The 19,497-nt window shown below is 58.9% G+C and carries 22 protein-coding genes; 10 read left to right on the forward strand and 12 right to left on the reverse strand.

Features of this window, described 5'->3' with window-relative positions; genetic code table 11:
- Window positions 1-16: 16 nt before the first annotated feature.
- From C5F52_RS26075 to panC, 5 genes are all read left to right on the forward strand, one after another.
- Complete coding sequence (locus C5F52_RS26075) at window positions 17-1,678, forward strand: SulP family inorganic anion transporter (RefSeq protein WP_104801291.1); 1,662 nt, start codon at window positions 17-19, stop codon at window positions 1,676-1,678.
- Window positions 1,679-1,716: 38 nt separating this feature from the next.
- A complete protein-coding gene (locus C5F52_RS26080) occupies window positions 1,717-1,920 on the forward strand; it encodes a DUF3460 family protein (RefSeq protein WP_104801292.1) in 204 nt (67 codons plus the stop codon).
- Window positions 1,921-1,999: 79 nt separating this feature from the next.
- Window positions 2,000-2,797: a ScpA family protein gene (locus C5F52_RS26085; RefSeq protein WP_104801325.1), complete on the forward strand. Its 798-nt coding sequence runs from the start codon at window positions 2,000-2,002 to the stop codon at window positions 2,795-2,797.
- 63 nt (window positions 2,798-2,860) lie between these two features.
- Window positions 2,861-3,733: a 3-methyl-2-oxobutanoate hydroxymethyltransferase gene (panB, locus tag C5F52_RS26090; protein ID WP_104801293.1), complete on the forward strand. Its 873-nt coding sequence runs from the start codon at window positions 2,861-2,863 to the stop codon at window positions 3,731-3,733.
- Between the two features lie 31 nt (window positions 3,734-3,764).
- A complete protein-coding gene (gene panC, locus C5F52_RS26095; RefSeq protein WP_104801294.1) occupies window positions 3,765-4,628 on the forward strand; it encodes a pantoate--beta-alanine ligase in 864 nt (287 codons plus the stop codon).
- 318 nt (window positions 4,629-4,946) lie between these two features.
- Here the strand turns inward: panC and C5F52_RS26100 are convergent, their stop codons facing one another.
- The 4 genes from C5F52_RS26100 to C5F52_RS26115 form a co-directional block, all read right to left on the reverse strand.
- Window positions 4,947-5,942: an NAD(P)H-dependent glycerol-3-phosphate dehydrogenase gene (locus tag C5F52_RS26100; protein ID WP_104801295.1), complete on the reverse strand. Its 996-nt coding sequence runs from the start codon at window positions 5,940-5,942 to the stop codon at window positions 4,947-4,949.
- 21 nt (window positions 5,943-5,963) lie between these two features.
- Complete coding sequence (gene secB / locus C5F52_RS26105) at window positions 5,964-6,410, reverse strand: protein-export chaperone SecB (protein WP_104801296.1); 447 nt, start codon at window positions 6,408-6,410, stop codon at window positions 5,964-5,966.
- Window positions 6,411-6,490: 80 nt separating this feature from the next.
- Window positions 6,491-6,748: a glutaredoxin 3 gene (grxC, locus tag C5F52_RS26110; protein WP_104801297.1), complete on the reverse strand. Its 258-nt coding sequence runs from the start codon at window positions 6,746-6,748 to the stop codon at window positions 6,491-6,493.
- A 32-nt stretch (window positions 6,749-6,780) separates the two neighbouring features.
- On the reverse strand, window positions 6,781-7,188 hold the full coding sequence (locus tag C5F52_RS26115; protein WP_104801326.1) for a rhodanese-like domain-containing protein: 408 nt from the start codon (window positions 7,186-7,188) through the stop codon (window positions 6,781-6,783).
- Between the two features lie 105 nt (window positions 7,189-7,293).
- On the opposite strand from C5F52_RS26115, the gene gpmA reads away from it, so the two are divergent.
- The 3 genes from gpmA to C5F52_RS26130 all read left to right on the forward strand — a co-directional run bounded on the left by gpmA (window position 7,294) and on the right by C5F52_RS26130 (window position 10,355).
- Window positions 7,294-8,037, forward strand: coding sequence for a 2,3-diphosphoglycerate-dependent phosphoglycerate mutase (gene gpmA / locus C5F52_RS26120; protein ID WP_104801298.1), 744 nt, complete (start codon window positions 7,294-7,296; stop codon window positions 8,035-8,037).
- A 77-nt stretch (window positions 8,038-8,114) separates the two neighbouring features.
- Window positions 8,115-9,575, forward strand: a complete 1,461-nt coding sequence (locus tag C5F52_RS26125) for a S41 family peptidase (protein ID WP_104801299.1) — start codon at window positions 8,115-8,117, stop codon at window positions 9,573-9,575.
- Between the two features lie 18 nt (window positions 9,576-9,593).
- Window positions 9,594-10,355, forward strand: a complete 762-nt coding sequence (locus tag C5F52_RS26130; RefSeq protein ID WP_104801300.1) for a molybdopterin-synthase adenylyltransferase MoeB — start codon at window positions 9,594-9,596, stop codon at window positions 10,353-10,355.
- Here C5F52_RS26130 and C5F52_RS26135 read toward each other — a convergent pair.
- A complete protein-coding gene (locus C5F52_RS26135; protein ID WP_104801301.1) occupies window positions 10,315-10,713 on the reverse strand; it encodes a thermonuclease family protein in 399 nt (132 codons plus the stop codon). The two genes, C5F52_RS26130 and C5F52_RS26135, sit on opposite strands and share 41 nt — an antisense overlap.
- Window positions 10,714-10,919: 206 nt before the next feature.
- On the opposite strand from C5F52_RS26135, the gene C5F52_RS26140 reads away from it, so the two are divergent.
- Together C5F52_RS26140 and C5F52_RS26145 are read left to right on the forward strand one after the other, a co-directional pair.
- Entirely contained in the window at window positions 10,920-12,602 is a 1,683-nt protein-coding gene (locus tag C5F52_RS26140; RefSeq protein ID WP_104801302.1) for a SulP family inorganic anion transporter, read from the forward strand.
- Between the two features lie 40 nt (window positions 12,603-12,642).
- A complete protein-coding gene (locus C5F52_RS26145) occupies window positions 12,643-13,971 on the forward strand; it encodes a DUF4113 domain-containing protein (protein WP_104801303.1) in 1,329 nt (442 codons plus the stop codon).
- A 9-nt stretch (window positions 13,972-13,980) separates the two neighbouring features.
- On the opposite strand, the gene C5F52_RS26150 is transcribed toward C5F52_RS26145, so the two are convergent.
- The 7 genes from C5F52_RS26150 to C5F52_RS26180 form a co-directional block, all read right to left on the reverse strand.
- Window positions 13,981-14,514 (reverse strand): hypothetical protein, encoded by a 534-nt coding sequence (locus C5F52_RS26150; protein ID WP_104801304.1) that lies wholly within the window; start codon window positions 14,512-14,514, stop codon window positions 13,981-13,983.
- Window positions 14,515-14,598: 84 nt separating this feature from the next.
- Window positions 14,599-15,447, reverse strand: coding sequence for a DUF429 domain-containing protein (locus C5F52_RS26155; protein ID WP_104801305.1), 849 nt, complete (start codon window positions 15,445-15,447; stop codon window positions 14,599-14,601).
- A complete protein-coding gene (locus C5F52_RS26160; RefSeq protein ID WP_104801306.1) occupies window positions 15,444-16,349 on the reverse strand; it encodes a DMT family transporter in 906 nt (301 codons plus the stop codon). Before C5F52_RS26160 ends, C5F52_RS26155 begins: the two co-directional genes overlap by 4 nt.
- A 19-nt stretch (window positions 16,350-16,368) precedes the next feature.
- Window positions 16,369-16,794 (reverse strand): BLUF domain-containing protein, encoded by a 426-nt coding sequence (locus C5F52_RS26165; protein ID WP_104801307.1) that lies wholly within the window; start codon window positions 16,792-16,794, stop codon window positions 16,369-16,371.
- Between the two features lie 4 nt (window positions 16,795-16,798).
- Window positions 16,799-17,497 carry a GTP cyclohydrolase I gene (gene folE / locus C5F52_RS26170; protein WP_104801308.1) on the reverse strand — a complete coding sequence of 233 codons (699 nt, stop codon included), beginning with the start codon at window positions 17,495-17,497 and terminating at the stop codon, window positions 16,799-16,801.
- 46 nt (window positions 17,498-17,543) lie between these two features.
- On the reverse strand, window positions 17,544-18,725 hold the full coding sequence (gene clsB, locus C5F52_RS26175; protein ID WP_104801309.1) for a cardiolipin synthase ClsB: 1,182 nt from the start codon (window positions 18,723-18,725) through the stop codon (window positions 17,544-17,546).
- Window positions 18,722-19,459, reverse strand: a complete 738-nt coding sequence (locus tag C5F52_RS26180; RefSeq protein ID WP_104801310.1) for an endonuclease/exonuclease/phosphatase family protein — start codon at window positions 19,457-19,459, stop codon at window positions 18,722-18,724. Before C5F52_RS26180 ends, clsB begins: the two co-directional genes overlap by 4 nt.
- Window positions 19,460-19,497: the final 38 nt, after the last annotated feature.

Below are 19,497 nucleotides of genomic sequence, written 5' to 3' on the forward strand. Positions count from 1 at the left end.
CCCAATTAGTTTCTTTATGTTCAAACCTAATCTCGTCACAGCTCTTCAGGGCTACACGCGCCAGCGCTTTTATCAAGATGTGGGTGCGGGTATCACGGTGGGTGTGGTGGCATTGCCACTGGCGATGGCGTTTGCCATTGCGTCGGGGCTCAAGCCAGAAGCGGGTTTATTCACCGCCATCATTGCGGGCTTTTTGATTTCTGCCTTGGGTGGCAGCCGCGTGCAGATTGGCGGGCCAGCGGGCGCGTTCATCGTGATCGTCTATGGCATCTTGGAGCGCTACGGTTTGGCCAACCTAATCATCGCCACCGCCATGTCGGGCTTGATGTTGTTTGCCATGGGCTTGCTGCGCTTGGGCACTTTGATTCGCTTCATTCCTGTGGCGGTGGTGATTGGATTTACCAACGGCATTGCCGTACTCATCATGGTGTCGCAGCTGAAAGACTTTTTTGGCTTGCAAGTCAAAGCCATGCCGGCTGACTTCTTTGGCATCTTGCGCACATTGAACGACAGCTTTGGCACGCTCAACGCCGAAGCCTTGGGCTTAGCCGTGGTGTGCTTGGCCGTGTTGGCGTTTTGGCAACTGGCCCTGCCGCGCTTGGCCAATGCCATGCCCAGCACCAAAAGTTTTTCCACCATCCCCGGCTCTATCGTGGTGTTGGTAGGTGCAACCGTTGCTGCCAAGATGATGGGGCTGGAGGTCGAGACCATCGCCTCTCGCTTTGGCAGCATTCCTAGCAACTTGCCTGCCTTTGCATGGCCCGAGTTCAGCTGGGACACCGCCAAGTTCTTGCTCATCCCCGCCACCACGCTGGCTTTGTTGGGTTCGATTGAATCGTTGTTGTGCGCCCGCATTGCCGACCAAATGATGGCCGATGGCCCCTACGGCGACCGCCACGATGCCAACCAAGAGCTGATGGCACAAGGCATTGCCAACATCATCACGCCATTCTTCGGCGGCATGCCCGCCACCGGCACCATTGCCCGCACCGTGACCAATGTGAAAAACGGCGGCAACAGCCCCGTGGCTGGCATGGTGCACGCCCTCACCTTGTTGCTGGTCATGCTGGTGGCCGCCCCCTTGGCTGGCGATGTGCCGTTGGCGGCGCTATCCGCGATATTGATGTTTGTGGCTTGGAACATGGGCGAATGGCGCGAGTTTGTGCACCTGCGCCAGTTCCGCATGACCTACCGCGTCACCTTGTTATTGGTGTTCGCGCTCACCGTCATCGTCGATTTGACGGTGGCTGTGGAAGTGGGCCTGATGGCCGCTTGCCTGACCTTCATCTACCGCATCTCTAGCCTCAGCCGTGCCGAGCAAGTACAGCCAGACTCACACCCCGAGCTGGCCGGCCATGAGGCCCAAGTGCAGGCCCATCGCTTGTATGGCGCGCTGTTCTTTGGTGCGGTCAAGCTGGTGGAAGAAATTGAAGAGCACCTGCCCGAGCAAGCCTTGGTGCTGGACCTGAAAAACCTCATCTACATCGACACCTCTGGCGCTGACGCGCTCATGGCCTTGGCCCGTAGCTGCCGTAAAAAGCAGGTTCGCCTGATTCTGTGTGGCGTAGACCATCAGCCACTCGACATGATGCGCCGCTGCGGCCTGCTAGCCCAACTGCCCGAGCACGACTTGCGCCCCGATTTGGGCCAAGGTTTGGCGTCGGCCCTCGGTCGTTAAAATCTTTGCAATCTCAAGACATTCCTAGGAAACCCACCATGTCGATTTTTCAGCGTGATCACTACACCTCCGAAGCCACTCAGTTCATCGAGTCGCTCAAGGCCAAAAACCCTCAGCTCGAAAAAGCCCAACGCGACGGCCGTGCTCTGCTGTGGGACAAACAGGTGAACACCGAAATCCAGCAAGACACCCAAGCTGGCCGCGTGGCGCAAAAGCCTTACCCCTATCAAACTAATGCGTAAGACCTTCGGTCTGGCGTAAAACATCGTGCATCCTGCCGACTCCACCCTGCCTAACGACGAGGCACACATCGCCTCGGTCATGCCAGAGGTGATCGACAACGTGGCCGTGGCCCGCCTGTATGGCGAGCCGCTGTTTGCCATGCCGCAGGATTTGTACATCCCGCCAGACGCGCTGGAAGTTTTCCTCGAGGCCTTCCAAGGCCCGCTGGATTTGCTGCTGTACCTCATCCGCAAGCAGAACTTCAACATCCTCGACATCCCCATGGCCGCGCTCACGCGCCAGTACCTGAGCTATGTGGACGAGATTCGCAGCCGCAACCTTGAGCTTGCCGCCGAATACCTACTGATGGCCGCCATGCTGATTGAAATCAAATCACGCATGTTGCTGCCGCCCAAGAAAGTGGCTGAAGGCCAAGAGCCCGAAGATCCTCGTGCCGAACTGGTGCGCCGCTTGCTCGAATACGAGCAAATGAAACTGGCTGCCGCCAAGCTCAACGAAGTGCCGCAATTTGGCCGCGACTTCATGCGCGCACAGGTCTACATCGAACAATCGCTGCAACCGCGCTTTCCTGATGTGCATGTGGTCGAGCTTCAACAAGCGTGGGCCGACATCTTGAAGCGTGCCAAGCTGGTGCAGCACCACAAAATCAGCCGCGAAGAACTGTCGGTGCGCGAGCACATGAGCATCGTGCTCAAGCACTTGCAAGGCAAACGCTTTGTCGAGTTTGAAAAACTCTTCGAAGCTGAACAAGGCGTGCCCGTGCTGGTGGTGACCTTCATCGCCCTGCTTGAGCTGGCCAAAGAAACGCTGATTGAAATCACGCAGGCTGAGGCTTTTGCGCCTATTTACGTGCGTTTGGCCTATACGCCTACGTAAAGACACACGTAAACTCCACATCCCTTCGGCAACACAGGACTGGCTTTGCGCCACACACGTTCTATGAGCAACACCAACGCTTCGCCCTACGGCACTTTGCCCCCCGCTTCCCCCGTCGCCGCCCGCAAGCCCATCAGCTTGCCCCGCTTGAACGAGCTGCGCGCCCGTGGTGAAAAAATCACCATGCTCACCGCCTACGACGCCACCTTTGCCGCCGTGGCCGATGCTGCGGGCGTGGAATGCATCTTGGTGGGCGACTCGCTGGGCATGGTCTGCCAAGGCCTCACCAGCACCGTGGGCGTGACGCTGGACACCATGCGTTACCACGTCGAAAGCGTGGCCCGTGGCATCCGTCGCGTGCAAGGCACAGCATGGATCATTGGTGACCTGCCCTTTGGCAGCTACCAAGAATCCAAAGAGCAAGCCCTACGCAGTGCCACGGTTCTGATGCAAGCGGGTGCTCACATGGTCAAGCTCGAAGGCGGCGGCTGGACCACCGACATCGTGCACTTTTTGGTCGAACGTGGCATTCCTGTCTGCGCCCATTTGGGCCTGACACCACAAACCGTTCACGCCCTAGGCGGCTACCGCGTGCAAGGCCGTGGCGACTCGGCCACCCAACTGCGCCAAGAAGCCATCGCGCTGCAAGACGCAGGTGCCAGCATGCTGGTGTTGGAAATGGTGCCCGAGCCACTGTCGACCACCCTCACGCAAGAGCTGCCCACTTGCCACACCATTGGCATTGGCGCAGGCAACGGCACGGCGGGCCAAGTGCTGGTGATGCACGACATGCTCGGCGTTAACCTGGGCAAAAACCCCAAGTTCGTGCACAACTTCATGGAAGGCCAAGCCAGCGTGCAAGCCGCCATGAGTGCCTATGTGGCTGCTGTGAAAAACGGCACATTTCCCGACAACGCCAAGCACGCTTGGGCTTGATCGCCTCTACTGCCAACGCTTTTTCTGTTTCATGCAAATCGTTCACACCCTCGCGGACCTGCGCCGCGCTTTAAAGCCGGCCGCCCTGCGCGCCTTTGTGCCCACCATGGGCAACCTGCACCAAGGCCACTTAGAGCTGATGCAAATGGCACGCCAAGAGGTCGATAAGCGAGCAGCAACCGGCGGCATGACCGTGGCCAGCATCTTCGTCAACCGCCTGCAATTTGGCCCCAACGAAGACTTCGACACCTACCCACGCACGCTAGAAAACGACTGCGCCCTGTTGGAAGCCAACGGTTGCGACGTGGTGTTTGCACCGTCCGAAAAAGACCTTTACCCCGAACCCCAAGTGTTCAAGGTGCACCCACCCGCTGAGCTGGCCGACATCTTGGAAGGCGCGTTTCGCCCCGGCTTCTTTGTGGGCGTGAGCACCGTGGTGCACAAGCTGTTCAACATCGTGCAGCCCGACTTGGCCGTGTTTGGCAAGAAGGACTACCAACAGCTCATGGTCATCCGCCGCATGGTGCAGCAAATGGCACTACCCATCGAGATCATCGGCGGCGAAACCCGCCGCGCCGAAGACGGTTTGGCCCTCAGCTCACGCAACGGCTACCTGAGCTCCGACGAACGCGCCGAAGCTGTGCAACTGTCGATGGCTTTGAAAGACTTGGCGGCTGCAGCCCGTGCAGGCAATGCCGCTGGCCAGCTGGATGTGACCGCCGCCGAAGCCGCTGCAATGGACGCCCTGCGCCAACGCGGCTGGGCACCTGACTACATCACCCTGCGCCGCCAGCATGACTTATCACCCTTGAATGGCCCATGTGCTGAGCCGTTGGTGGTGTTGGGTGCGGCTAAGTTGGGTAAGACGCGGTTGATTGATAACCTCGAAGTTTGAGTTCCTCTTTGGCTTAGGTATTGGTGTGCGTGGTGGTTTTCTCCGGCTACGGTCGTGTGCGTGAGGCACGGCGGCCGCCTCATGCTGGAGTACCAGAAATCGTTGGCCGCCGCACCTCACGCACACAACTTTTCGATCTAGAAAGTCTTCGCTGGAACGAAAGCGACGTTGAAGCAACTAACCTGCGCCAGAGGTTTTCAAAACACCCATTTGTCAGCCGCAGTCTTCTTGCCTAGGGAGTGGGCGGGTGACGATTTCTGGTACCCCAGCATGAGGAACCCGCTCATTCCCTAGACGAGAAGCGAGCTCAGCAAAAAGCTATTCGCCCTTTGCGCCACGCCCCATCAGCAAAGCCACCGCTTGAGCTGGCGTGATATCACCATCCAGCAACGCAACAACGGCCTGAGCAATCGGCATGTCCACACCCAAGTGCTGCGCACGTTGCACCACGGTGCGGGCGCAATACACGCCTTCGGCCACATGGCCCAGTGAATCGACCGCTTGTTGCAGCGTCATGCCTTGGGCCAAAGCCAAGCCAACTTTACGGTTGCGGCTGAGGTCACCAGTGGAGGTGAGCACCAAGTCGCCCAAGCCCGACAAGCCCATGAAGGTTTCTGTCTTGGCGCCCAGTGCAACGCCTAGGCGAGTGATTTCGGCCAAGCCGCGTGTGATGAGTGCGGCACGGGCATTCAGGCCCAGCTGCAAGCCATCGCACAAACCGGTGGCGATGGCCAACACGTTTTTGACAGCGCCACCCACTTCCACGCCCACGATGTCGTCGTTGGCATACACGCGCAGGCTGTTGTTGTGAAAGGCTTGCACCATGGCGTCGCGCACCGCAGCGTCGCTGCTGGCGGCCACCAAGGCGGTGGGCATGCCGCGCGCCACTTCTTGCGCAAAGCTGGGACCACTCAAAGCGCCACCGCGCAGCGCAGGGGCCACTTGGGCTTGCACTTCGTGGGCCATGTAGCCGTCACCCACCGATGCCGCTTCAAAGCCTTTGCACAACCAAGCCACAGGCACGCTGCTACCCAAGATGGGCGCAAGCTGTGTCAGCATGCCGCGCAGGCTGCTCATGGGCGAGCCAATGACGACCAAATCTTGCTCGGCCAGCCAAGGGCCGAGAGGGGCTGACGACACTTGAACGCCTGCGGTGAAGGGCTGCTCAGGCAAGTAGCGCGTGTTCACACGCTCGGCTTGCATGGCTTGGGCCTGAGGCACATCGCGTGCCCACAGCGTCACGGTGTGGTGTGCGCCAGCGTTGATCGCCAGCGCTGTGCCCCACGCGCCTGCACCTAAAACGGCAATCTTCATGTCGACAGCCTCAACGCGCAATTACTGAACTGAGCCAGCCGCTTGTTGCTGCTGTTGTTCGTACATGGCTTGGAAGTTGATTTCGGCCAAGTGCACGGGTGGGAAGCCAGCACGTTGAATCACGTCAGCCACGTTGCCGCGCAGGTAGGGGTAAATGATTTGTGGGCAAGCAATGCCGATGACGGGGCCCATTTGGTCTTCAGGCAAGTTGCGTACTTCGAAAATGCCAGCTTGCTTGGCTTCGACCAAGAACACAGTTTTGTCTTCAATCTTGGTGGTGACGGTGGCGGTCACAGTCACTTCCACAATGCCGTCGGCCACGTGTTCCATGCCCACGCCCAACTGGATGTCCACCGAAGGTTGCTCGGTGCTGGTCAGGATGGCGGGTGAGTTGGGTTGCTCCAAAGACAGGTCTTTCAAATAGACGCGTTGAATTTGAAAAACTGGAGTGGCTTGTTCGTCTGACATTGTTATTTCCTAAAACAAAAAAATGCCCGCATCGGCTATACCGAAGCGGGCAGCAAATCGGGATGGCTAATTATGTCAGCTCAAGATTGCAGCAAAGGCAGCAAACCACCTTTGGCATCTAAGGCCATCAAATCATCGCAACCGCCCACATGGGTGTCACCAATGAAGATTTGCGGCACGGTGCGGCGACCCGTGATTTCCATCATGTGTGCACGCGCTGTGGGGTCGGTATCGATGCGAATTTCTTCGATCTGGGCCACGCCCTTAGCGTTCAGCAGTTGCTTGGCACGAATGCAATATGGGCAAACGGCGGTGGTGTACATCTTGACGGCGGGCATGGGGAATTCTCCGAAGTAATGAAGCCAAAAACTTAGGCTTTAGTAACGGGCAGGTTAGCTTCTTTCCAAGCTTTCAGCCCGCCGTGCAGCGAATGCACCTTCTCGTAACCCAGTTTTTGCGCAATGCCTTGGGCACGCTTTGAGCGCGCACCGGCTGCACACACCATGATGACGGGTGTGCTTTTGTTCTTCACGGCCTTGTCCAAACGGGCTTCCAGCTCGTCCAACGGCACGTTCACGGCGCCTTTGATGTGGCCTTGGGCGTATTCGTCTGCGCCGCACACGTCAATCACCACACCTTTTTCACGGTTCATGCACAGAACCGCTTCTGCGGGCGAAATACCGGTGGCTGCAGCGCCTTGCACCACGGGCAGCAGCAAAAAGAAGCCAGTGCTCAGGGCGATGGAGATCAACATCCAGTTATCGAGAATAAATTTCACAGGGGAATCCAGTTCAAAAAACAAAAAACGGTGGGTAAAAGTATCGAGTCAGGGCAGCATTCTAAAATCACAGCCAATCTTTCACTGACTCTGTTGATTTAAACCATGTACAAGCTCGTATTAATCCGCCACGGCGAATCCACTTGGAACCTTGAAAACCGCTTCACCGGCTGGACCGATGTCGACCTCACCCCCACCGGCGTGGAGCAAGCCAAGAACGCAGGCAAGCTGCTCAAGGCCGAAGGCTATGAGTTTGATGTGGCCTACACCAGCGTGCTCAAGCGCGCCATTCGCACCCTGTTCCTCGCCTTGGACGAGATGGACGCAACTTGGTTGCCTGTGGTCAAAAGTTGGCGTTTGAACGAGCGCCACTACGGCGGCTTGCAAGGCTTGAACAAAGCCGATATGGCCAAGCAATACGGCGACGAGCAAGTGCTGGTCTGGCGTCGCAGCTACGACACACCACCGCCTGAGCTAGAAGCCACAGACCCCCGCAGCGAGCGTAACGACCCGCGCTACACCCGCTTCGAACCCAACCCCGTGCCCTTGACTGAATGTTTGAAAGACACCGTGTCGCGCGTGGTGCCTTTCTGGAACGAAGCCCTTGCACCTGCCATCAAGTCGGGCAAGCGCATCGTCATCGCGGCGCACGGCAACTCGATCCGTGCGCTCATCAAGTATTTGGACGGCATTAGCGACCAAGACATCGTGAGCTTGAATATTCCTAACGGGATCCCACTTGTGTATGAGTTGGATGAAAACCTCAAACCCATCCGTCACTACTATTTGGGTGATGCCGAAGCCGCTGCCAAAGCAGCCGCTGCGGTAGCCACACAAGGCAAAGCCTAATCGTCCCACTCACAGCGCGCCTTCTGGGCGCGTTGTATATTGAGCCCCTGTTGAATTTGTTATTTCTCGAAGGCCACATGCGTCAAAAACTCAAGATTGCAGGCTGGGTCGCCATCGGCGCCCTGACCGGCGCACTGACCACTGTTTCGTTGCAAACCGCGGCACGCGCCAACATGGCCCCTCTGCCGCTGGAAGAACTGCAGCAGCTCGCTGCGGTGTTCAGCATGGTCAAGAGTGACTACGTCGAACCCGTAGACGAGAAAAAACTCATCAGCGATGCCATCTCGGGCATGGTCGCTAGCCTCGATCCTCACTCGCAGTACTACGACAAAAAATCTTTCAAAGAATTCCGCGAAGGCACCACCGGCCGCTTTGTGGGCGTTGGCATCGAGATCACCCAAGAAGAAGGTTTGATCAAAATCGTGTCGCCCATTGAAGGTTCCCCCGCTTTCCGTGGCGGCATCAAGTCGGGCGATTTGATCACCAAGATTGACGACACGGCTGTCAAAGGCCTGTCGCTCAATGAAGCCGTCAAACGCATGCGTGGCGAGCCAGGCACAAAGGTGATCCTCACCATTTTCCGCAAAGACGAGAACCGCACCTTCCCCGTGAACATCGTGCGCGAGGAAATCAAAACCCAAAGCGTCAAAGGCAAAGTGATGGAAACCGGCTACGGCTGGATTCGCTTGAGCCAATTCCAAGACCGCTCGGTGGATGACTTCACCAAGAAGCTGGAAGAAATCTACAAACAAGAACCCAAGCTCAAAGGCTTGGTGCTCGACCTGCGCAATGACCCAGGTGGCTTGCTCGATGCAGCCGTGGCCGTGTCTGCCGTGTTCTTGCCTGAGAACATTGCCGTGGTGTCGACTAATGGCCAATTGGCTGAGAGCAAGTTTGTTTACAAAGCCTCGCCCGAGTTTTACCGCCGCAATGGCAGTAACGACCCTGTGGCCCGTTTGCACCAAAACACCAAAGGCATTTACCGCACCGTCCCATTGGTGGTGTTGGTGAACGAAGGCTCGGCCTCTGCCAGCGAAATCGTGGCCGGTGCTTTGCAAGACCACAAACGTGCCACCATCATGGGCAGCCAAACTTTTGGCAAAGGCTCGGTGCAAACCGTGCGCCAGTTGGGTCCTGATACCGCTTTGAAAATCACCACTGCGCGTTACTACACGCCAAGTGGCCGCAGCATTCAAGCCAAAGGCATCGTTCCTGATGTGTTGCTGGACGACACTGCCGAAGGCAGCCCGTTTGCCATCCTGCGCATGCGTGAAGCCGACCTCGACAAGCACCTAGAAAGCGGCCAAGGCAAAGATGCCAAAGACGCAGCCAAGGAAAAAGAAAAAGAGAAAGCACGCGAAGAAGCCATGAAGCGTTTGGAAGAAGAATCCAAAAAGCCAAATAGCGAACGCCGCCCACCTGAGTTTGGCAGCGACAAAGACTTCCAACTCGAGCAAGCCCTGAAACGCCTCAAAGGCCAACCCGTGTTGGCCAGCAAGACGCAAAGCGAGCGTCCTGCTGAGAAGAAAGACAAGTAATTCACTTGTAAACCTGCGGTGAACGACGACCAACTGCTGCGCTATTCGCGCCACATCCTGCTGGACGAGGTGGGCATCGAAGGCCAGCAGCTCTTGGTGGACAGCCATGTACTGGTGGTCGGCGCAGGCGGCTTGGGCTCTCCCGTCTCGTTGTACTTGGCCGCCAGCGGCGTAGGCCACATCACGATTGCCGACCATGACGTGGTCGACCTCACCAACCTGCAACGCCAAATTGCCCACACCACCGCGCGTGTGGGTCACCCCAAGGTGGAGTCAGCCGCACAAGCCATGCTGGCCCTCAACCCCGAAGTGCGCGTGACCGCGCTGGCCCACAAGCTAGACGCCGCTCAGCTAAACACGCTCGTGCCCACGGTGACCGTGGTGGTGGACTGCTGCGACAACTTTGAAACCCGCCAAGCCGTGAACGCGGCGTGCGTGAAGCACAAAGTGCCGCTCGTCTCAGGCGCGGCCATTCGCATGGATGGACAGCTGTCGGTGTACGACGCACGTGACGACACATCGCCCTGCTACGCCTGCATCTTCCCGCCCGCAAATGCACCTGAAGAAGTGATGTGCTCCACCATGGGCGTGCTCGCGCCACTGGTGGGCGTGATTGGCACGATGCAAGCCATGGAAACCGTCAAGCTCATCACAGGCATGGGCTCGCGCCTGACGGGCCGCCTGCAAATGCTGGATGGCCGTGGCATGGAGTGGAACGAAGTGCGCTTGCAGCGCAACGCTAGCTGCCCGGTGTGTGGCACGACCCAAAGCGCTTCCTAAACCACCTCGGCTGCAAAGCCCGCCCGTCTGAGAACAAACCCAAGTGCTGCGTTTGCGCCTGCAGCTGCAGCGCCTCATAGGGGCCTGCGTTGCTTTTGTAGCTGTACGACCACGCATAGCCCTGCCCCACCATCCATGCGCCCACATCGTTGCCTTGGCGCGTGAGCTGCGCCAGCAAACGGCCATAGCTGTCACGCGTGCGGGCGCGTACCTCAACCACTTGGCCTTGCAACGCAGCATGCAAAGCGGCGCGTGACTGTGGGCCCCACGGCTGGCAAATCTCGGGCGCGTCAATGCCCAGCAGCCGCACCTTGTGCGCCTCACCGCCTTGCAGCGGTTGCACCCACCGTGTCGCCATCGCTCACGTGCGTGACCACGCCGGGCCATGCGTGCACAGAGGCGCACAGACACAGCAGCCACGTGACAAGCATGCAAGCCCACAGGCCTTGCGCCGTTGTTGCCATTTGCTTGCACCGCGTGAAGTTCATCCATCACCTCAAACCCAAAACCGCATTGTGCAAACTACCGCGTATCAGGTGGTGAGCCAGCCGTTACGATTAGCGCATGCACTCTGCAAAGCGTCTCTTCCCGTTCCTAAGCTGGCCTAAGCCCACCCCTCAACTGCTCAAGAGCGAGGCCTTCGCGGGCCTGAGCGTGGGCCTGATGGTCATTCCGCAAGGTGTGGCTTATGCAGCGTTGGCGGGCATGCCACTCATCACCGGCATTTATGCGTCGCTGCTGCCTGCGTTGGTGGCGGTGCTGTTCAGTGCTTCGCCACGTTTGTCGGTGGGGCCCACGGCGCTCACGTCTATCTTGATTGCGGCCTCGCTCAGCGGGATGGCTGCGCCTGGAAGTGCCGAGTGGGTCAACCTCACCGTGTGGCTGTCGCTCATGACGGGCTTGCTACAAGTGGTGTTGGGCTTTGCGCGTTTTGGCTGGTTGCTCAACTTGGTCAGCTCGCCGGTGTTGATGGCGTTCACTCAGGGCGCGGGCGTGCTCATCATCTCGTCGCAAATGCCGGCGATGTTGGGTTTTACAAATGGCTGGTCCACGTTGGCCACAGGCGCGGGCATTGACTGGGCCAGCTTGGTGTTTGGCGTGGTCACCTTGGTGTTGCTGCTGTTGGCGCGGCGCTGGCGGCCCACTTTCCCCACCGTGTTGGTGGTGGTGCTGGGTGCAGCGGGCGCTAGCTGGGCGCTGGGGCTAGAGGCCTCGGGCACAGCGGTGGTGGGCGCGTTGCCGCAGGGCTTGCCTGCGTTGTTTGTGCCCAGCGTCATTGAGTGGGAAATGTTCAAACAGTTGGTGCTGCCTACGTTGGTGATTACGCTGGTGAGCTTTTTAGAAACCGCATCCAGCGCCAAAGTAGACAACGACCGCAGCGGCAAACGCTGGGACCAAGACCAAGACTTGATTGGCCAAGGCTTGGCCAAAGTGGCATCGGGTCTGTGTGGCGCGTTTCCCACCAGCTCGTCATTCAGCCGCTCGGCGCTTAACTTGTATGCAGGCGCGCAGTCGGCATGGGCCACCATCTTTTCGGTGGCAGTGATTTTGGTCATCCTCTTGTGCTTCACCTCGGTGTTGCAGCCTGTGCCGCAGTCGGTGTTGGCGGCCATCGTGGTGGCTGCCGTGCTGGGCCTGATCAAGCCACACGCGTTTGTGCAGCTTTACAAAATTGACCGTGTCGAGGCGGCTACGGCGGTGGTGACGTTTGTCATCACTCTGCTCTCGGCTCCGCGTTTGTATTGGGGTGTGCTGGCCGGTGTGGTGATGGGCCTGAGCCACTTCTTGCACACGCGCTTGCACCCGCGCATCATTGAAGTGGGCCTGCACCCCGACGGCAGCCTGCGCGACCGCCACCTGTGGAAACTGCCGCCTTTGGCGAATCACCTTTACGCCCTGCGCATGGACGCCGAGCTGGACTTTGCCGCCGCCAGCACCCTAGAGCGCGCCGTGATGGAGCACCTCGGCCAGCACCCCAACGTGGCCCATGTGTGCCTGTTTGCATTGCCCATCAACCGCATCGACGCCACGGGCGTGGAAAGCCTCGCCAAGCTAGAAGCCATGCTGCGCGAGCGCGGCATCAGCCTGCACATCAGCGGCATGAAGCTACCCATAGAAACCGTGCTGCGCCGCGCAGGCTGCCTGCAAGCGCATGCGGGGCTGCACCTGTATCGCACGGATGCGGAAGCCATTCAGCAGCTGCGGCAACTGGAAGCGTTGCCTGCGGATATGGGGTGGTGTATTTGAGGCTCGACGACTAGAATACTGTTTTTATAAACAGTATTCAATGACGCTTCGCTCCCTCTTCGTCGACTTCAATAGCTACTTCGCTTCGGTTGAACAACAGCTCAACCCCGCTCTGCGCGGACGGCCTGTGGGCGTGGTGCCGGTGCTGGCCGAAACGTCGTGCTGCATTGCCGCCAGTTACGAGGCCAAGGCGCTGGGCATTGGCACGGGCACGGGTGTGGCCGAGGCGCGGCGGCTGTGCCCCGACATTGCCATCGTGCTGGCCGACCACGCCAAGTATGTGGAGATGCACCACCGCGCGGTGGCGGTGGTGGACACGCTGGCCCCCGTGCGCCAAGTGCTGTCGATTGACGAAATGGAGTGCGAACTAACCGGCCGCTGGCAACAGCGCGAACGTGCGGTGGGGCTGGCCGAGCGCGTCAAGGCCGAGGTGGTGGCGCAGCTGGGCGAATGCATGCGCACGTCGGTGGGCATTGCGCCCAACACGCTGCTGGCCAAGCTGGCGTCGAACATGCAAAAGCCCGATGGGCTGACGGTGATTGAGGCGCACGAGCTGCCGCAGCGTTTGTATGGACTCAAGCCCAAGGCGATCAACGGCATTGGTCCGCGCATGGTGCAGCGGCTAGAGCGCTGCGGCATTCACACGATGGAGCAGCTGTATGCCGCGCCCCGCGAGCTGCTGCGCACAGCATGGGGCGGCGTGGCGGGAGCCGAGATGTACGACAAGCTACGCGGCCAGTGGTACGGCCCGCGTGAGACGGTGGCCAAGTCGCTAGGCCACTCGCACGTGCTGCCGCCCGACCTGCGCAACCCCGCAGGTGCGTTTGCGGTGCTCAACCGCCTGACGCAAAAAGCCGCCATGCGTCTGCGCAAGCAAAACGTGTACGCCACCAGCATGAGCGTGCATGTGCGCTGCCGCCACGGCTATGGCGGCAACCGTGGGCTGATGGGTGACGACCGCGCCGCGCATGTGGGCGAAACCCAAGACACCGCTTTTTTGCTGCACACGCTAGAGCAGCTGTGGCACAGCGGCCTGCACTTGCTGCCTCAGCCTGTGACAGTTGGGGTGCAGCTGCATGGCCTCATTGAAGCGGGTCAGCACACGGGCGATTTGTTTGGGTTTGAGGAAGCAGCGGCGGATGCTGCTTTAGATGCGGTGGCAGCAGGCACTGAGCCTAGCCCTTCAGGCTCGTTGTCAGCCCGTGTAGCGCCTGCCAAAGACCGCCGCAAACTGATGGCCGCGATTGATGCACTCAACGGCAAGCACGGCAAAAACACCGTGTACTTTGCCAGCGCACAAGCGGGGCTGGACCATGCGCCGATGCGGATTGCGTTTAATCGGATTCCGGATTTGGAGTCGGAACGTTAGGCTGCGCGCTTAGCGCTTGAGTGGCGCAGCCACTTGCACGCTGGCATGCAAGCCAAGCGCTTCTTCGTTTTGCATTTTCAAAGCATCCAAGCTGCGTTTGAATTGCTTGATCCAAGCTAGCACCTGCACATTGAGTTCGCCTAAACGCTGCTCCATGGGTTTGGCGCTGGGCATGAGCAGGCGAGCGATGGTTTGATTGAGGGTGATGGTTTGATGGGTAAGTTCTTCGTCGCCAATCAGCATCACTTCGTTGGCCGCACTTTGCACGAGGGAGAGGTGCTCTGCCAAGGTTTTGTCACGGGCTTGAGCAAACACAAGGTTGTTCACCAATGCATCGGTGGCATTCATGTAGCGCAGGCCCGATTCTTTGAAGGCATTGAGTTCGGCGGCGCGTTCGGCCGCAAGTTGATTGGCGAGGTCGATGTGCGCCTGGCGACCTGCGGCACGTTCGTGCTGATAGCCCGCCACCCAGCTGCCACCCAATGTGCCCATCACCCCGATGACGGCGGCCAACAAGGGAACCAGCCAGTCTTTGCGATCCATAAAAACTCCTGCGCCGTGCAGCTTTGTTGCGATGTGCAACTATAGCCAGAACGATGCAGAAATGAATACCAATCACTTCACAAGTTAAGCGGTGACGATCCAGCCTTCTAGCGGGTCACATTCGGGCAGCCCGTAGTGCCCGTCACCCGCCTCGTGCTGGCTTTGTGCCCACGCAGCTTGCACCATGCAAAGCACGGCGTCTAGGCTGTCGCCTGATGCATCGTCCACCAAGGTGTCGTGCTGCGCATGGGTGAGTTTGAGGCGCAGACCCAAACGGGTTTGGCCAACTTCTAAAGCTTGCAGCAGTTGCTTACGGGCTATCAAACGCTCAGGGGTTTGTTTGGCTTTGTCATCGCTTTTGTAGCTGGTGTTGCCAATCAGCTCACGCGCCAGCAAGCCGGGGTAGGCCTCTAGCGCGACGCGCAATGACTCGGGTGAAGCAACAGGCACAGCAGGTGCGTGCAAGCGGGGCAAGGTCACGCCAGCCTCGATCAGCAAAGGCACACCCGCGTGCAGCATGTAGGCCACGGGTGGGTTGACCCATTTCATCGACGGGCTAGAGCCCGCAGGAGTATCGGTGGCGCGGTGGGCAAACTTGCCGCCCACGGGGCGTGCATCGCAAAAGGTTTTGAAGGTGGCACGAATGTCGGCGCGGCTGAGTGCGCTGTAGTGCTGCATGCAGGCCAACCAATCGGTGGGCCATTGCAGATGCTCGACCAGTTCACGCGGCAGGCCGAAAGGCAAATCGAAACCACCCACCCACGTTTGTGACAGTTTCAGCCAATCGGCAAAAGAGACAAGGGTGTTAAAGCGCAGCAGGCTTTGCAGTTGCACGCGCCCAGTTTTGGCGTGGCCCAGGGCCACAACGATGGGTTTGCGTGGGGTGGGGCTGCTGCTGAAGTCGCATCCCACCAAGAGTGGCGAAGCGGTCATGCCAGCCCCAACATCGCCACACCCGCAGCAATGAGCAAGGCACCTAGCACGCGCAACCAACGGTCGCCCTCGCCCAACAAGTGACCACCAATGAGCGCCGCAAAAAGCATGGACACCTCACGCGCAGGCGCCACCAAAGACAAAGGTGCCGTTTGCATGGCATACAGCACCAGCACATACGAGATGGGCGTGATCGTGCCAACGATGAGCGCGTACTTCCACTGGTGACGCCACAGCGCCCAAGCCGTGGGTCGGTCGCGCAACACCACAGGCGTCAACAAGGCAAAGCGAACCAAGTTTTCCAAGTAGTGCAACAAGATGGGTGACATCAACAACACCTTCACTGCATAGCCATCCACCACGGTGTAACAGGCGATGAAGAGCCCGGTCAACACACCATAGCGCAAGCCTGCCATTCGCAGGCGCTGAGATACCAGTTGATCTTCACTGACAGCATCCACACGGCGCCAATCGGTGATGAGCTTGGTGCCACCTGCAATTAAAAATACACCACTCACCACACCCGCAATACCCAAAGCACCGATGTACGAAATAGATTCGCCCAGCCAGACCAAGGCCACCAGCGACGACAACAAAGGGCCTGTGCCACGCGCCAAGGGATACACCACGGTCAAATCGGCATGGCGATAGCCGCGTAGCAACACCACAAAGTACAGCACATGCAACACGCCACTGGCCGTGACAAAGCCCCATTCCCATGCGCCCCACTGTGGCAACACATCCCATCCGATCCACACCCCAATAGGGGCCCAAACCACCATGGCAACGCCTGCGGTGAAGCAAGCGAACCGTGCGTCACCGCCCGCTTTTTTGGCGAGGATGTTCCACAAGGCATGCAGCAGCCCTGCGAGTAAAACAATGGAGAGAGCGTTGGCGCTCAAGCGCTGACCAACAAGCGCGTCAGGCGCGACCGATGATGGACGCGGTGGCCATCAGTTCTTCCAGCAGCGCAAACGACACTTGGCCCGACACACCGTAGGGGTCAAGCTCTGGTGTTTCAGAGTACTTCAACACGATGGATGGGTTGAGTTTGTCCAAACGCACTTGGCCCATGGTCCAACCACCAAAGCGGCGTTCGGTGATTTCTTCATAGGCCAACACCACCACATCTTTGTGGCGTGGGTCTTTGACGATATGGGTGTAGAGCGCATTCACTTGATTGCGGCCACCTTCGATGGCTTGCAAGTAAATACCGCCTCCGTAGCACAGCACGCCGGTGATGCCGTTGCTGAGGTTGTGCTCGCGCGAGCTGGCCAAAATAGATTCGGTTTGCTCTGGGGTTTCGGGGTGAACGGAGCGGCTCACATACAACAGACGAACGAGCATGGCATCAACCTTTAGGAATCAGAGACAAAAATTCACGACGCAAGTTGGGGTCTTTCAAGAAAGCACCGCGCATGACCGAGTTGATCATCTTGCTGTCCATGTCTTTGACGCCGCGCCATGACATACAGAAGTGGCTGGCTTCCATGACGATGGCCAAGCCATCGGGCTGTGTTTTTTCTTGAATGAGGTCGGCCAATTGGACGACGGCCTCTTCTTGAATTTGAGGGCGGCCCATGACCCACTCGGCCAAGCGTGCGTACTTGGACAGGCCAATCACGTTGGTGCGTTCGTTGGGCAACACGCCAATCCAAATCTTGCCGATTACAGGACAAAAGTGGTGGCTACACGCGCTGCGCACGGTGATGGGGCCGACGATCATCAGTTCATTCAAATGCTCAGCGTTAGGGAATTCGGTGATGGCCGGTGCTTTGACGTAGCGGCCTTTGAAGACTTCTTGCAAGTACATCTTGGCTACGCGTCGGGCGGTGTCGCCGGTGTTGTGGTCGTGCTCGGTGTCGATCACCAAGCTGTCGAGCACGCCTTGCATTTTGATTTCGACTTCATCGAGCAAGGCTTCCAATTCGCCGGGCTGAATGAACTCGGCAATGTTGTCATTGCTGTGGAAGCGTTTGCGTGAGGCGGCAATGCGCTCGCGGATCTTGACAGAAACGGGCGTGCCTTCGAAGTTGTCTTTTGCAGTCATGGCAATGATGGTATCAGCGAAGCAAAGCCCCTACGGGCTAGGGCCTTCAGTAGCGTTTGCCAGTTAAAAACACGCCAAAGCGCAAGGCCAACGAAGCGCCCCAGTCCACCAGCTGCTGCCACCACGGTCGGTGGGCAAAGGTGTGCGCGTCCACCCGCGTCGCGCCGGTGTACATGGCTTCGCTCAGGCTGGCTTGCAGGTCTTGGGCAAAGGTGGTGTCGCGCACCACCACATTGGCTTCACGCGCCAGCAGCAGGCTAAACGGGTCGAGGTTGGAGGAACCCACGGTAGCCCAATGCCCATCGACCACCGCCACTTTGGCGTGCAAGACACTGGCGTGGTACTCGTAAATTTCCACACCCGCCGCCAACAGCTTGCCGTACAGCTGGCGTGAGGCGCGGTAGGGCAAGAAGTATTCGTACTTGCCCTGCAGCAACAAACGCACACGCACACCACGGCGTGCAGCCAACACCAAAGCACGGCGCAAGCGCAGGCCCGGAAAAAAATAGGCACTGGCCAGCACCACGTCATGGCGGGCGCCCCCAATGGCTTTGCGGTATGCCCGCTCAATCTGTGTCCGGTGGCGCACGTTGTCGCGCAGCACCAATTGCACGGTCCCGCGCGTGGGCAATTTCAAATCTTGGTCCGCGCTGCGCAGCGCATCGAGTGCGCCTGCAATGTCTTGGCTGCGCAGCTCACGTACAGCCTCGATGCGTGACCACAGCTGGCTCATGGCGTCATGCACCTGACGCACCAAAGGACCACGCAAGCTCACCGCATAGTCCAAGCGAGGCAACTGCAAACCACCGGGCACATTGGGGTCGATGAAGTCATCCAAGATGTTGATGCCACCGCAAAACGCCAAGGCTTGATCGACGACACACAGCTTGCGATGCAAGCGCCGCCAGCGGCTGGGCAGCCAAAAGCCAAGCCCCGCCAAGGGCGAGTACACGCGGCACTGCACACCTGCTTGGTCAAAACGTTTCGCCCACTCAAGGGGTAAAGTGCCCGTGCCCACACCATCCACCACCAAGCACACGCGCACACCGCGCTGGGCAGCACGGGTCAGCGCATGCCCCACATCAGCGCCTGCGCCTGCAAAGTCAAAAATGTAGGTTTCTAAAAGGACCTCATGTTGAGCGCGGTCAACCGCCTCGATCAAGGCAGCAAACAAAGCACCACCGCTGCGCAACAAACGTGTGTCGTGTGCGGCGTGCTGGGCGTTCATGGGGTGTCCCACGCAAACTCCACCAGCAAGGGCAAGTGGTCAGACATGCGGCCCCAAATCGGGCCGCGCGGCACATGCGTGGCCACGCGATGCACACCGCGCGCATACACATGGTCCAGCTGTGCCAGCGGCAAACGCGATGGGTAGGTGGGGTATTGCTTGCCCATGTTGGTGTGCAAGCCCACCGTGGCCATCATGCGCGACACCGCGCTACCCCAGTCGTTGAAATCACCCGCCACCAACAACGGCGCATCGGCAGGCACTTCTCGCGCAATGAAGTCGTGCAGTTGCTGCGTTTGACGCAAACGGCTGCCCGGCAAAAGCCCCAAGTGAATCACGATCACATGCACCGCGCGCTCTTGCACTTGCAGCGTGACATGCAGCAAACCGCGTTGCTCTAAGCGGTGGTCCGACATGTCTTCGTGGCCGTGCTCCAGCACGGGCCAGCGGCTGAGCAAGGCATTGCCATGTTCACCATGCTTGGTGATGGCGTTGGTGCGATACACCGGTGTGTAGCCCTCGGGCGCTAAAAATTCAGCTTGGGCTTGCTCGGGCCAGTGCTTGAAACGACGGGCTTGCTGGCGGTTGAACGCCCGCACTTCTTGCAGGCACACGATGTCGGCATCAAACTGCTCCACCGCATGGCCGAGGTTGTGAATTTCAAGACGGCGTGTGGGGCCCAAGCCCTGCACGCCTTTGTGGATGTTGTAGGTGGCGACTTTGAATGTTTTCATGTTCTGCGCTTAAGTGTGCCTCAACAGACGCTCGTTGC

The sequence above is a fragment of the Limnohabitans sp. TS-CS-82 genome, assembly GCF_002943475.1.